The organism is Nitrospirota bacterium (assembly GCA_016235245.1).
In the GTDB taxonomy this organism is placed as follows: domain Bacteria; phylum Nitrospirota; class Thermodesulfovibrionia; order Thermodesulfovibrionales; family UBA6898; genus UBA6898.
This window is the reverse complement of the sequence record JACRLO010000010.1, coordinates 183,128-196,178: the sequence shown is the minus strand read 5'-3', so window position 1 is coordinate 196,178 and position 13,051 is coordinate 183,128. Positions and strand designations below refer to the sequence as shown.

Below are 13,051 nucleotides of genomic sequence, written 5' to 3'. Positions count from 1 at the left end.
TTTTATACAGTTTTGTATATCATTTCTCATCTGGGCAAAACTAAAAATTACGTCTACCAATTCTCAGAATACTCAGGCACATACTATCCGGATTGACATCCCCCTGCTGCTATGTAACCATGTATGCATGTGGGACTATACAGACAAGGTCAAAGAGGCCTTTCTCAGGCCGAAGAATGTCGGAGAAATTGAAAACGCCGATGCCGTTGGTGAAGTGGGAAGCATCGTATGCGGCGATGCGCTCAAGCTCTACCTCAGGATAGATAAGGCAACGGAAAAGATCCTTGATGCCCGCTTTCAGACCTTTGGCTGTGCAAGCGCCATAGCAAGCTCATCAGCCCTCACCGAGCTGATCAGGGGAAAGACCCTCGATGAAGCACTTGCCGTTACCAATCAGGATATTGCAGACTTTCTCGGCGGCCTGCCTGCCCAGAAGATGCACTGCTCGGTCATGGGAAGGGAAGCGCTTGAGGCGGCCATCGCAAACTATCGCGGAGCGCCCATACGAAAAACAGACGCTGAGCGGGTTGTCTGCAAATGCTTTGATGTGACCGAAGAAAAGATCCGGCGCGTAGCCATGGATAACCATCTTACAACCGTTGACGAGGTCACGAACTTCACCAAGGCAGGAGGAGGATGCGGCGAATGCAAACCGGAAATAGAGAATATCCTCGCCGCAATCTGGTCTGCCCAGCCGCCTTTAAAGCCTCTCAAGCCGAAGGGAATGACCAATCTTCAGAAGATCGCACTCATTCAGGAAGTTATCGAGCGCGACATCAGGCCTCTTCTTCAGGCAGATAACGGGGATGTGGAGATCGTCGATATTGACGGAAACAGGGTCGTGGTAGCGCTCAGAGGGATCTGCAGCGGCTGCTCCATGTCAGAGGTGACCCTAAAGAGTATTCAGGATAAACTGCGGGAACTGGTAAGCGACGATATTGTCATTCAGGAAAGCAGATGAGCACCATATATCTCGACAATAATGCGACGACCAGAACGGCCCCTGAAGTCCTCGATGCCATGATGCCCTATCTGACAGAGTTCTATGGCAACCCCTCGAGCATGCATACCTTCGGCGGCCAGGTCCACAAAAAGATTGAAGAAGCCAGGGAACAGGTCGCAGCACTAATCAATGCAGAACCTGAAGAGATCGTATTCACCAGCTGCGGCACAGAAAGCGACAATACTGCCCTCATGAGCGCGGTTGAAACACTGCCCGCAAAAAAACATCTTATTACCACGCGCGTTGAGCATCCTGCCGTGCTTAACCTCTGCCATCATCTCGGGAGGAAAGGATTCCGGACTACGTATCTGCCTGTCGACATGCTGGGACGGCTCGACCCTGCTGCGCTTGATAAAGCGCTTGATGATGATACGGCAATCGTCTCGATTATGTTTGCAAACAATGAAACCGGGGTCATCTTCCCTGTCGAGGAGATCGCATTGCGCCTTCATGAGCAAGGCGTCCTTTTTCATACCGATGCCGTGCAGGCTGCAGGCAAGATACCCCTTGATGTCAAGAAAACGCCGCTGCATATGCTGACCATCTCAGGTCATAAGCTCCACGCCCCAAAAGGGATCGGAGCCCTCTTTGTGAGAAAAGGAACCCGCTTTCATCCCTACATTATCGGCGGTCATCAGGAACGCAGCAGACGGGCAGGCACCGAGAATGTTGCATCCATTATCGGCCTTGGAAAGGCTGCCGAGCTTGCCCGGACAAATCTTGAGGAAGAAATATCATATCTTGGCAGACTCCGGGACCGCCTTGAGCGGGGACTGCTGAATTCCTGCCCCCACGCAAGGGTAAACGGCGATATTGCCAGCAGACTTCCCAACACGGCAAATATCAGCTTTGAATACATCGAAGGTGAGGCTATCCTGCTCAGACTGAATGAATTTGGTATCTGCGCCTCTTCAGGATCTGCCTGCACCTCAGGCTCACTTGAACCCTCGCACGTCCTGAGGGCAATGGGCGTCCCATATACCGCAGTACATGGCTCGATCCGCTTCTCCCTGAGCAGATACAATACAGACAGGGATATTGATACGGTCCTCGAAGTTATGCCGGGGATAGTGAATGAGCTGCGGGAACTCTCACCCTTTGGCAGGAGTATACCTGAAGGCAGTGGTGGTCAGACTAAAGAATATACCTGATTTTTCCCTGATCGTTTTGATACGTACAACGCCGTATCGATGCGGCTGAGCAGCGCTCCTGCGTCGCTCTCTGTCCCATCGTAATATGCAACGCCGATGCTCATGGTAGTTCCTGCGCTCCTGCCGCCCGGCATGTCGAACTTCGTCTCCTGCACCGAAAACCGGATCCGCTCAGCGAGCTCCTGCGCGCCTTTTAATGAGGTCTGGGGCAGGAGTATGAGAAACTCATCGCCGCCATATCTGCCGATAACATCGTTCGCCCTGACAGCCATCCTCAGGATATCGGCAATAGTCCTGAGCACCTCATCGCCTGCCTGGTGTCCGTAATTATCATTGATCTCCTTAAAAGAATCGAGGTCACAGAATATGAGCGACAACCCAGACTTATATCTCCTGACCCGCTCGATCTCATGCCGGAGCCGCTCAAAGATCATCCTCCGGTTCTGAAGTCCGGTAAGGCTGTCCTCCGAAGACAGTGTCTCGAGTTCCTTAATGAATCGATGACTCTCTTCTTCCGCCCTCTTGCGGTCAGTAATATTTCTCACGTATTCAATGACGTGCGTAACAACGCCTTCCTGATTCAGGATAGGATAGGTATATATTTCGAGCCATTCATGCATGCCAGAATCCGTCAGCACCTTCTTCTCCTTTGCAGCCGGGTCCCCTGACCTGAAGGTCTTTGCAACAATGCATTCATTACATACCGCCTCACGCTGCCGCGTCACGGCATAACACTTTTCATTGATAAGGTCATCCAGCATGATGCCCTTGAGATCGGAGTATGCCTGATTTGCCTTGATGATCTTATAGTCGCTGTCCAGGATCATAAAAGGGTCCCTGATGCTGTCAAAAATGGTGTTCAAAAACCGCGCGGTCTGTTCGATCTGTAATTTTGTCTTCTTCTCCTCAGATATGTCATGCACAATACAGGTATGCCCCTGATAGCTGCCGGCTTCATCCCAGAATGACTTTGCACGGATCTCGATCGGCAGAGTGCTGCCGTCTTTGCGCTGTGCGACAGTCTCCCCGTTAAATATCCCGCTAAGCGGGTTGCGGAGTATCGTGTTCAGAATATACCGGGACTGCTGCACCATATCAGGAGGAATGAGGTCAAGACAGGTCTTGCCCATAAGCTCCTGAGGAGAGTACCCGTGGAGCTCTGCGTAAGCATTATTTACAAATACGTATCTGTCAGCCTCATCAGTAAGCGCAATGCCATTATTGGAGTTGGCAACCGCCATGATAAAGTTCTCCTTTTCATCTTCGACCCTCTTCAGCCTGCTGATCAGGCGGGACGCAAGGAGCCCCAGAACAATGAACGAGATTGAAAAAAAGATCCGGGTATAGAGTTCATGAGGAGATATATCTTCAAAGAATACTTCCTGAAACGAATGCCCCGGGGTATAGACAAGATCGAGGACTGAATCGGCAAACCAAAGCAGGATTGCGGCGATAATGGACAAAAGTATTACCTTCTGCTGAACCTTGATCTTCACTGCACATATTCTACTTGAAATGATAAGGTTTTTATAGGAAATTTTAAATAAACTACTGCGAGGAAGATTTTGTCGCTTCGACAGGAGATACTGGCGGCGCTCCTTTTTCCTCCGAAACTTCAGGGCTCTTCTGCTCAACTTCATCCAGTTCCGGCACGACAATGCCGCGTCTGACCATAATGTTATAGATCAAAGCGGAACGGTTCACAACATATCGTGAAGACCCCAGCGGATTGAACTTCCGCGGGTTCGGCAGCACAGCCGCAAGCCTGCTCGCCTCTTCAGGTCCCAGAGCAGAAGCTGACTTGCCATAGTAGTGGCGCGAGGCTGCCTCAATGCCGAATATGCCGGCATCGCCCCACTCTGCAACATTGAGATAAAGCTCAAGGAGTCGCTTCTTTGGCAGGGCCCGTTCCATGCGCCAGGTTATGATCGCCTCTCTGATCTTTCTGACCGGATTCTTGGAGGGAGACAGAAACAGGTTCTTGGCCAACTGCTGGCTGATCGTGCTTCCGCCCAGCTTGAACTTCTTTGCCTTTATGTCTTTCTCAATGGCCTTCTGCATCGCCTCATAATCAAAGCCTTCATGCTGCCAGAACTTGTCGTCCTCTCCGATCAGCACTGCCTTGATAAGATAGGGAGAGATAGCGCCATAGGGCACCCAAATCTGCCTTATCCTGTATTTCTTTCCTTCCCTCGCCCATTCAGCCTCACGGTATTCCATGAAAGCGCTCTTCTTCGGATTCTCTTTCTTCAGTCTGGAAACGTCCGGATAGATGAAATGAAATGCGACAAAGACAACAGTGCAGAACAAGAAGAGATGGATCAGTTTTTTCAGCAGTGATTTCTTCTTTGCCATCGGTCTGCGCCGCTGCCCGCTACTGCTCGTCAGCGTCCCCGAGAAGGTTCTGCGTATCTGTCACCGTCAGGACCTGGACATTCTTCAGTTTCTTTTCTATGGTGCGTGATTTCTTTGCCGCATCTTCAATCGTATTGCTGGCCTCCTGCAGCTTTTTCTGCGTCTTCTCAAGGATATCGCCAAACTTGCCGAATTCCGTCTTCACTGCGCTTAAAAGCGTCCAGACCTCGCTTGAACGTTTTTCGATCGCAAGGGTCCGGAATCCCATCTGAAGACTGTTGAGGATCGCGGCAAGCGTTGTCGGGCCGGTAATGATGACTTTGTATTCCCGCTGGAGAATTTCGATAAGTCCGGTCCTTTTCACCACCTCGGCATACAATCCTTCAAACGGAAGGAACATGATGCCGAAGTCAGTAGTGCCGGGAGGGTCAAGATACTTGTCCCTGATAGCCTTTGCACACTTTTTGATCGTTGCTTCAAGCTGTTTGGATGCCTCCTCCAGCGCAGCATGGTCGCCATGCTCATAGGCCTCCAGGAGTGTATGATAATTTTCTACCGGGAACTTTGAATCCAGGGGGAGATAGACAACAGCGCCGTTGTCATCCTTGCCCGGTAGTATGATCGCAAATTCGACATTCTCCCTGCTTCCTTTTTTTGTCGCCACATTTTTTGCATACTGCTCTGGGGCAAGGATCTGCTCCAGGATACTGCCAAGCTGGAATTCTCCGAGGATCCCGCGTGTCTTCACATTGGAAAGGACCTTCTTGAGATCGCCGACGCCAATGGCAAGGCTCTGCATCTCGCCAAGCCCCTTATGCACAAGTTCGAGCCGTTCACTCACCAGCTTGAAGGATTCGCCAAGCCTCTTTTCGAGCGTTGCGTGGAGCTTCTCGTCAACCGTCTCGCGCATCTTTTCAAGCTTCTGGGAATTGTCTTCCTGGAGCGATTTCAGCTTCTCCTCCACGGTCAGACGCATCTTCTCAAGGCGCTGCTCATTTGACTGTGTCAGGGTATTGAGCTGCTGGGTAAAGGTGCCGAACTGTTCATTCTGGAGGCTGGATATCTTCTGCATCTGGTTCAGGAGCGAATCATTAAAACTCTTGAGGGAGTTCATCATCTCCTCCCTCAGGCTGCGCGAAGAATTGCCTGCCTCTTCCCTGTTGCGGCTGATCTCTTCCTTGAGCGTCCGTTCAAGCCTCTCCTGATTCCGTTCAAGGCCGTCGATCTTTATCTTTGCCTGGTCCCAAAGCGGTGCTGCGTCGCGCTTCAAAAGCTGAAGGCTCATGACTGCAAGCGCAATGATCCCCATGATCGCAACGACGAGAAGGATCTCGATCATTCGCTGACCAGTTCTGTGCGGACCAGCGCAAGGACTGAGGAGTGCGGGACGATTACGTATTTCTTGCCTTCGAACTCGATGTCCACGGCAGACTCCCTCAGGAAAATGGCATAATCGCCTTCTGTCGCCTGAAGAGGGATATATTTGAGGTCCTGACGTTTCTTTGCTATCCAGGGTTCATCAGAGGTATTGGGGTCATGGACCGGATATCCGGGCCCCACTTTTACCACGTACCCGCCATGCACCTTCTCTTTTTCCTTTACCGTTGCAGGAAGATAAAGTCCTGATGATGTCCTGTCTGCCTTGTCATCGAGATCTATCAGGACCCTGTCCCCGACAATAACGATATTCTTTTTCGTCTTCATCATCGCTGATTCAGCCCTTGCCGTCATTACGCACCGAGGATTTCCGTGCCGATACCCTCTTTGGTGAAGATCTCAAGCAGGAGACAGTGGGGGATTCTCCCATCAACAATGTGGGTCTTGCCTGCACCTCCATTCAGTGCCTGGGTACAGGCCTGCACCTTTGGCAGCATGCCGCCGCTTATCGTTCCATCTTTTATAAGTCCCGGGATCTTACTCTTGTTCAGGGTTGAGATGACCTTCCCTTTCTTATCGAGCAGTCCCGCCACATCGGTCAGCAGGATCAATTTCTCGGCCTTAAGCGCCCCGGCAACAGCAGAGGCCACATAATCGGCATTGATATTCAGCGTTTCTCCCCGTGGCCCCACGCCAATGGGAGCGATGACAGGAATGAAACCGCTCTTTTCAAGTCCATCGAGGATCGATGGGTCAATCCCGGTGACCTCACCCACAAGACCGAGGTCCACGATCTCGCTCACACCGGTCTCCGGAGTCACTTTCTTGATGATCTTTTTCTGTGCCGTGATCAGGCCGCCGTCCTTGCCGCTTAAGCCCACCGCCCTGCCGCCATGCCTGTTTATGAGGGAGACGATCTCCTTGTTCACCAGTCCGCCAAGGACCATTTCGACAATGTCCATGGTCTCCTGATCAGTGACCCGCTGCCCCTGAACAAAGGCAGGTTTTTTGCCCATCTTCTCCATGGTCGCAGATATCTTCGGCCCCCCGCCGTGAACGATCACGATCCTGATGCCGATAAAATTGAGCATCGCAACGTCCTTCGAAAAAGACTCCTTCAGTTCGTCTTTTGTCTGCGCTGCACCGCCGTATTTGATAACAAATGTCTTGCCATAGAAATTCCTGATGTAGGGCAGCGCATCGATCAGCACTTCAGCCTTCTTTATAATCTCTTTCATCTCTTCTTTCCTTTCTGTTCGAAACAGGGAATGCAGAGCCTAAGGTCGTCCAGAGATTGCGCTTTTGGTTCAGCCACCTTTTCCTTGCAGACCCCGCACCGGATACTTTCGAAGATCTCTGCCTCAGGCGGCAGCACACTCTTCCCCTTACTTATTATAAATAGCTCTTCATCGCCGGCCTCAAGAATCTGCTGTGTTCGCACCGCCTTTCGTGAATGCACGAACTCAAGCACCTTTTTTGACCTGTCGCCTTTTGCATAGGCATCCCAATATTTCTTTTCCTCTTTTGTCTCAGCAGGTTTTTCCCATATAATCGATATCCTGATGCTCTTGCCTGAGGGCCGCCTGAGAAAAGTATAAACGTGTTTGCCATAGTCCCTGAATATGAGGTTGCCTTTTCCAAAGGTACATCCTGTCATTACCTGGACAGCATCAACAGCACAGGAATTATTCTCAACTATAGCGACGAGCTCCTCGTCTTCCGAGCGATTTTTGAACTCTTTGAGCGCCCTCTGGGATACCCGGTACCCGAGGGCAAGGCCGGGGCAGGAATGTCCGTGAAAATCAACAACATCGTCATAACGTTTCATGAAAGGATTTTACACAAAAGAGGGATTGTTTGAACAGGGTTTCATTGGGTGCTGCAAATGACGCGTTAGGAGAGCAGGCAGGGATTGCATCGATAATCTCCATATTCTTGGGTATAATACCGCATACTGCAAAATAGAGGAGCGTATCTATGAATAATACCAAGAGCCGTGGCAGGATAATGATAATCGGGGCCGGAGGAGTGGCAACCGTTGCAGCACACAAGTGCGCACAGCTTCCCGAAGTATTCAAAGAAATAATGGTCGCAAGCAGGACACTTTCGAAGTGTGAAGCAATTCGAAAAGATATCAAACAGAGATATGGCAGAGAGATTCAGACAGCACAGGTCGATGCGGACAACGTACCGGAACTGGCTGCGTTGATTAAGAGCTATCAGCCTGATCTTGTCCTTAATCTTGCACTGCCCTATCAGGACCTACATATCATGGATGCCTGCCTTGAAACCGGAGTCCACTATATAGACACCGCCAATTATGAACCGCTGGATGTGGCCCACTTTGAATACAGCTGGCAATGGGCATATCAGGAGAAGTTCAGGCAGTGCGGGCTGATGGCAGTTCCCGGTTCCGGGTTCGACCCTGGCGTTACGAATGTCTTTACCGCGTATGCGCAGAAGCACCTCTTTGACGAGATCCATTATCTGGACATACTGGACTGCAATGCCGGAAGCCACGGCCATGCATTTGCGACAAACTTCAACCCTGAGATCAATATCCGGGAAGTGACCCAGATCGTCAGGCACTGGGAAAACGGGAAATGGGTCGAGACACCTGCAATAATCGAAAAAGAGAGTGTGCATTTCAGCTTTGACTATCCGATCGCCGGTCCGCAGGAAAGTTATCTTCTATACCATGAAGAACTTGAATCGCTTGCGCAGAACATAAAGGGGCTGAAAAGGGCCAGATTCTGGATGACCTTTTCGGAGAATTATCTCAACCACCTCAGGGTGCTCCAGAACGTCGGCATGACAAGAATAGACGAGGTCGATTATGACGGCAAAAAGATCGTGCCGATAAAATTTCTTAAGGCTCTGCTTCCTGAACCATCCTCTCTTGGAACTAAATATACCGGAAAGACCGTCATCGGCAACATCATGACCGGGATAAAAGATGGGAAGACCCTTACCCGCTATATCTATAATGTCTGTGACCACGAAGAGGCCTTCAAGGAGACCGGAACACAGGCTATTGCCTATACGACCGGCGTCCCTGCAATGATCGGTGCGATGATGATGCTCACCGGCAGATGGAAAGGAGCCGGTGTATACAACATCGAGCAACTGAACCCTGACGCGTTCATGGAGGCATTAAATAGCCATGGCCTTCCCTGGCAGGTAGTAGAACACGCTGCGATGCCCGATACACTGTAACGCAGATGGACACAAAGGATGCTAAAAGATTTCTCAGGATCATAAAAGGGGCAATTGAAACACCGGTATACCTGTTAGACGAGACGCTCATCGAAAAAAATATGAAGGTCCTCCAATACGTGAAGGAGCGCACAGACTGCAAGGTCTTTCACGCATTGAAGGCATTTGCCTCTTTTGCTACCTTCCCCTTGATGTCCAGGTATCTTGACGGCGTCTGTGCAAGCGGCCTGAACGAAGCGAGGCTCGGCCGTGAAGAATTCAAAAAGGAAGTGCATACGTTCAGCGCGGCATATCGGGAAACAGAGTTCAAGGCAATCCTGAAGTATTCGGACTCGGTCATATTCAATTCATTCTATCAACTCCGAAAATACGGTGAGGCTGCGAAGAAAAGCGGCGTCGAGATCGGTATGAGGGTGAATCCGGGATACTCTGAAGTTGAAACGGAAATATACAATCCCTGCGCCTCATATTCGAGGCTGGGGATAGTTCACAGCGTATTCCGTAAAGAATACCCGAAATACAAAGAGTTGGTAGACGGCTTACACTTTCATGCAATGTGCCAGCAGAATTCAGATGTGCTCGAAAGGATTTTAAAATCGTTTGAAAAACTCTATGGTAAATACATCTCGGGTCTGAGATGGGTGAACTTCGGAGGCGGCCATCATATAACGCGGGATGATTACGACAGAGATCTTCTGATCAGTCTCATAAACACATTTAAGAAGAAATATGGAGTCCAGGTGCACCTTGAACCCGGGGAAGCAAGTGTTTACGATGCAGGGGTGCTCATATCAACGGTTCTGGATATTGTGGAAAACAGGAAGAAGATCGCGATCATGGACACCTCGGCAGAAACGCATATGCCGGATGTGATGCTTATGCCTTACCGGCCGCACATCATAGGCTCAGGCAAGAAGAATGAAAAGGACTATCGGTACAGGCTTGCAGGGCCGAGCTGTCTTGCCGGGGATGTCATCGGCGATTATTCCTTTGACCGGCCCCTGAAAAGGGGAGACAAACTTATCTTTACGGATATGGCCCTTTATAGCATCGTAAAGAACACCACGTTTAACGGTATAAACCTGCCTGATATAGCGGTCTTAAGGGCTGGGGGCAAGGTTGAAGTTGTCAGAAGATTTGGATACAAGGATTACCGCAACAGACAGTCATAATCGCATCCCCGCAAATAAGGCTTGAGACCGGCTGTAAGGGGCCTTATCTGCGACGAGTTGAGCCCCGCGCCGTGGAGCGCGGGACTAGAACGAGGTGTCAGGCACTTTTTTGGTGATGAGATGTGTACCAATCTACAAGTTGCCGAATCATTTTTTGATACGATGTGTGATTCTTTTTGGCTTCTTTTTTAAAGAATTCAATGCTTGATTTCTTCAGGGCGAGCGTCACCTTGACATTGTCCTCCTTGAGGACCAGTTGATCCGAAGGTGGCAGAAAGTCACTCACGACTTTCAGCTTTCCCATCGGTTCATCTGTGTACTTAATTTTGCTCTTCATATAGTTTCCTTCCTTTCCTCCAATAGCCTGCTCCGAATATTCGGATAGTATGTCCTCTAAACGTGAAACGAACGGTCATGATCCCTTCTCCGACACGACCTATGGTCAGATGCGCTTGAAGGCGGCATTTGCGTCGACCTGTTTGTATTCAATGAACTCGACAGAGCCAGACAATTGGGATAGAGAATGCCAGCGAACTTCTTTACGGCGGCAGATTCTCCGTGAATCCGGTTTCCCTCGGAATCCCGCCAGACAAAAATGTGTACAAAGCGAGTTGGATGTTCGGCGTCCTGCCCCTCGTAGCGAAGAGAGCCTGTATCATTCTCGCGGATGTAGGCTACAAACTCATGTATCGCAGCGAGGCACTGATCGAGGGATTCTGGTCGAACCTCGTAACGGGCAAGCTCGTGAATCTTGTTTGGGTTGCCTTGGATGCACGTCATGTTAGCCTCCTGAGGCTGGTCGCAACTCGACCAAATGCGCCACGATGTAAGCCGCCGCGCAGAAGGTCGATCTTGAACGCCAGGTTAGCTCGAGACTTACAGATTACTCTTTCCAAGATTACACTTTGAGCAAAGAGTTTGGAGATTTGACAAGACGGTTTCACCGCCTTTACTCCAAGCGATTATATGATCTACATGCAACTCTACCCCCAACATTTTTGCAGGACTCGCCCCGCAATGTCGGCAAGTAAATCTATCCATAGAAAGGACTTTGAACCTAAGCCTTAATGAGGGATCACGCCCAGTTGTGCGCGAACCAGTTTTCTCTTCTGCTCTATCTGGAGCCGAAACGTCAGCCGAGTTGCCATACTCAACGAAGTGTTCAAGTGCGATGACCCAAGATTTAAACCTGCGATAGTATGCACTTTGTGAAATTGTCGAAGGGGGTTGGGATAATTCAGCGCGGCGCGGCTGACGCCCATAGTGTTGCCAGAGCAGCAGTATGTTCTCGAACAAAGCCTCATCGGGAATTTGCACTGGTTAGATAATGATAGGCCAGCAGCTTCCAATGCTTTGTTCCATGTGCCAAATCGGCGACCAACATTTGAGTAATCGTAATGGCCGTGCTCTCCGTAAAGTTTCTGCGTAACCTTGGATGAATACAGCATGCCGGAAACCCGCCTCAGATCACTGAGGATTTCCTCGTCGCTCACGGGCGCGTTCTTTGCCCTTTCTAATTTAAACTTCAAATTTTCCATATCATGTTTTGAGAGAGCTAACCAGTTATTATGCAGCAACAAAAAGCATCCAATATTAGATGCTTTTGCATTATTTAACTGTCTGAAATTGCATGAAGAAGAAGGCAGAGAAATAAGAGTGTGGATGGATTATGCTCTTGAAAATTTTGGTTGTCTCCCCATTCATTTCTGCCCCCTCCCAAGTAAACTTGCGCATACTATATCAAGCAGAAAATTTATCTGTCAATTTTAATGCTGATGGCTCGATGACAATCTGCTGCCAAGTGCAGAAAGTGAAGTTCAGACAGATTGTGCCATCACTTTTCAATAGCTTTAAAATGGTATAAGTTATTATTGTTATCTACTAAGGATGAAATCGATCCTTTCTGATTAATCATTTCCGAAGGAGGAATTTATGATTCAGTTTAGTATCAATGAAGATCTCTGTACCCAGTGCGGCGAGTGCGCGTCCGATTGTCCGGCCGGCATTATCGCCATGGAAGGTTACCCCAGGATTACTGACGAGGAGCGGTGTTACCGCTGCCAGCACTGCCTTGCTGTCTGTCCGACCGGGGCGGTCTCGGTCCTCGGCAAGGACCCGGTGGCCAGCACTCAGATATCCGGCAATATGGTAGACCCAGCTCAGCTGGAAATCCTGATCAAGGGGCGGCGGGCAGTCCGCCGATATACCGGCAAAGACCTGTCGCAATCCCTGATTGATGAACTCCTGGCCATCGCCTGCTATGCTCCCACCGGGGTTAACAGCCAGTCGGTGCTGTTCACCGTTGTCAGGGAGGCCAGGGTCATGGCTAACCTGCGGGAAGAGGTGATGAGCGGACTTGCCAAACTGCAGGAAGCAGGCGGACTGCCGGAAGGCTTTGTCGGTCAATATATGGGCATGGCACTCAAGGGCTGGCAGGAGGAGGGTAAAGACATCATCTTCCGCGGCGCCCCCCATCTGCTGCTGACAAGTGCTCCCAGGAACTCGCCCTGCCCGGTCCAGGATACCCATATCGCCCTGGCCACCTTCCAGCTTATGGCCCACGCTCGCGGGGTTGGCACGGTCTGGGACGGGCTGTTTATGATGGTTCTTTCGCTACTGCCAAACCTGTCCGGGCGGCTCGGTATTCCCGATGACCATATGCCCGGTTATGCCATGGCCTTCGGAGAGCCGGCAGTAGATTATCATCGCACTGTCCAGCGCGGTCCGGCCCAGGTAAACGTGGTCAAATAAGGCAAGAAAGAAGGGCATCTGCGCTG

The 13,051-nt window shown here is 50.3% G+C and carries 14 protein-coding genes; 5 read left to right on the top strand and 9 right to left on the bottom strand.

Annotation, left to right across the window (positions count from 1 at the left end; genetic code table 11):
* Positions 1-127: 127 nt before the first annotated feature.
* Together nifU and nifS are read left to right on the top strand one after the other, a co-directional pair.
* Positions 128-961: a Fe-S cluster assembly protein NifU gene (gene nifU / locus HZB31_05720; protein MBI5847438.1), complete on the top strand. Its 834-nt coding sequence runs from the start codon at positions 128-130 to the stop codon at positions 959-961.
* A complete protein-coding gene (gene nifS, locus HZB31_05715; GenBank protein MBI5847437.1) occupies positions 958-2,154 on the top strand; it encodes a cysteine desulfurase NifS in 1,197 nt (398 codons plus the stop codon). Before nifU ends, nifS begins: the two co-directional genes overlap by 4 nt.
* Here the strand turns inward: nifS and HZB31_05710 are convergent.
* From HZB31_05710 to HZB31_05685, 6 genes are read right to left on the bottom strand one after another with little or no spacing between them, the layout of a single operon-like run.
* On the bottom strand, positions 2,133-3,650 hold the full coding sequence (locus tag HZB31_05710; protein ID MBI5847436.1) for a diguanylate cyclase: 1,518 nt from the start codon (positions 3,648-3,650) through the stop codon (positions 2,133-2,135). The genes nifS and HZB31_05710 overlap by 22 nt on opposite strands.
* A 52-nt stretch (positions 3,651-3,702) precedes the next feature.
* Positions 3,703-4,509: a monofunctional biosynthetic peptidoglycan transglycosylase gene (mtgA, locus tag HZB31_05705; protein ID MBI5847435.1), complete on the bottom strand. Its 807-nt coding sequence runs from the start codon at positions 4,507-4,509 to the stop codon at positions 3,703-3,705.
* 19 nt (positions 4,510-4,528) lie between these two features.
* Complete coding sequence (gene rmuC, locus HZB31_05700) at positions 4,529-5,848, bottom strand: DNA recombination protein RmuC (protein MBI5847434.1); 1,320 nt, start codon at positions 5,846-5,848, stop codon at positions 4,529-4,531.
* Positions 5,845-6,213, bottom strand: coding sequence for a co-chaperone GroES (locus HZB31_05695; protein ID MBI5847433.1), 369 nt, complete (start codon positions 6,211-6,213; stop codon positions 5,845-5,847). The genes rmuC and HZB31_05695 overlap by 4 nt, the downstream gene beginning before the upstream one ends.
* Positions 6,214-6,239: 26 nt before the next feature.
* Positions 6,240-7,124, bottom strand: coding sequence for an acetylglutamate kinase (argB, locus tag HZB31_05690; protein ID MBI5847432.1), 885 nt, complete (start codon positions 7,122-7,124; stop codon positions 6,240-6,242).
* The gene (locus tag HZB31_05685; protein ID MBI5847431.1) at positions 7,121-7,714 is read right to left on the bottom strand and encodes a formylmethanofuran dehydrogenase; all 594 of its coding nucleotides are present in this window, start codon (positions 7,712-7,714) and stop codon (positions 7,121-7,123) included. The genes argB and HZB31_05685 overlap by 4 nt, the downstream gene beginning before the upstream one ends.
* A gap of 149 nt (positions 7,715-7,863) precedes the next feature.
* Between HZB31_05685 and HZB31_05680 the strand changes: the two genes are divergently transcribed.
* Together HZB31_05680 and nspC are read left to right on the top strand one after the other, a co-directional pair.
* Positions 7,864-9,102, top strand: a complete 1,239-nt coding sequence (locus tag HZB31_05680; GenBank protein MBI5847430.1) for a saccharopine dehydrogenase family protein — start codon at positions 7,864-7,866, stop codon at positions 9,100-9,102.
* Positions 9,103-9,107: 5 nt separating this feature from the next.
* The gene (gene nspC / locus HZB31_05675; protein ID MBI5847429.1) at positions 9,108-10,274 is read left to right on the top strand and encodes a carboxynorspermidine decarboxylase; all 1,167 of its coding nucleotides are present in this window, start codon (positions 9,108-9,110) and stop codon (positions 10,272-10,274) included.
* A 97-nt stretch (positions 10,275-10,371) separates the two neighbouring features.
* Here the strand turns inward: nspC and HZB31_05670 are convergent, their stop codons facing one another.
* The 3 genes from HZB31_05670 to HZB31_05660 form a co-directional block, all read right to left on the bottom strand.
* A complete protein-coding gene (locus HZB31_05670) occupies positions 10,372-10,611 on the bottom strand; it encodes a CopG family transcriptional regulator (GenBank protein MBI5847428.1) in 240 nt (79 codons plus the stop codon).
* A 56-nt stretch (positions 10,612-10,667) separates the two neighbouring features.
* Positions 10,668-11,054, bottom strand: a complete 387-nt coding sequence (locus HZB31_05665) for an antibiotic biosynthesis monooxygenase (GenBank protein ID MBI5847427.1) — start codon at positions 11,052-11,054, stop codon at positions 10,668-10,670.
* 96 nt (positions 11,055-11,150) lie between these two features.
* Entirely contained in the window at positions 11,151-11,315 is a 165-nt protein-coding gene (locus HZB31_05660) for an HNH endonuclease (protein MBI5847426.1), read from the bottom strand.
* An 891-nt stretch (positions 11,316-12,206) separates the two neighbouring features.
* On the opposite strand from HZB31_05660, the gene HZB31_05655 reads away from it, so the two are divergent.
* Positions 12,207-13,025, top strand: coding sequence for a nitroreductase family protein (locus HZB31_05655; GenBank protein ID MBI5847425.1), 819 nt, complete (start codon positions 12,207-12,209; stop codon positions 13,023-13,025).
* Positions 13,026-13,051: the final 26 nt, after the last annotated feature.

Excerpts from the sequence above, each read along its gene's own strand:
- nifU (MBI5847438.1), top strand. The coding sequence starts at position 128 with ATGTGGGACTATACAGACAAGGTCAAAGAGGCCTTTCTCAGGCCGAAG.
- nifS (MBI5847437.1), top strand. The coding sequence starts at position 958 with ATGAGCACCATATATCTCGACAATAATGCGACGACCAGAACGGCCCCT.
- mtgA (MBI5847435.1), bottom strand. The coding sequence starts at position 4,509 with ATGGCAAAGAAGAAATCACTGCTGAAAAAACTGATCCATCTCTTCTTG.
- rmuC (MBI5847434.1), bottom strand. The coding sequence starts at position 5,848 with ATGATCGAGATCCTTCTCGTCGTTGCGATCATGGGGATCATTGCGCTT.
- HZB31_05695 (MBI5847433.1), bottom strand. The coding sequence starts at position 6,213 with ATGAAGACGAAAAAGAATATCGTTATTGTCGGGGACAGGGTCCTGATA.
- argB (MBI5847432.1), bottom strand. The coding sequence starts at position 7,124 with ATGAAAGAGATTATAAAGAAGGCTGAAGTGCTGATCGATGCGCTGCCC.
- HZB31_05685 (MBI5847431.1), bottom strand. The coding sequence starts at position 7,714 with ATGAAACGTTATGACGATGTTGTTGATTTTCACGGACATTCCTGCCCC.
- HZB31_05680 (MBI5847430.1), top strand. The coding sequence starts at position 7,864 with ATGAATAATACCAAGAGCCGTGGCAGGATAATGATAATCGGGGCCGGA.
- nspC (MBI5847429.1), top strand. The coding sequence starts at position 9,108 with ATGGACACAAAGGATGCTAAAAGATTTCTCAGGATCATAAAAGGGGCA.
- HZB31_05670 (MBI5847428.1), bottom strand. The coding sequence starts at position 10,611 with ATGAAGAGCAAAATTAAGTACACAGATGAACCGATGGGAAAGCTGAAA.
- HZB31_05665 (MBI5847427.1), bottom strand. The coding sequence starts at position 11,054 with ATGACGTGCATCCAAGGCAACCCAAACAAGATTCACGAGCTTGCCCGT.
- HZB31_05660 (MBI5847426.1), bottom strand. The coding sequence starts at position 11,315 with ATGGATAGATTTACTTGCCGACATTGCGGGGCGAGTCCTGCAAAAATG.
- HZB31_05655 (MBI5847425.1), top strand. The coding sequence starts at position 12,207 with ATGATTCAGTTTAGTATCAATGAAGATCTCTGTACCCAGTGCGGCGAG.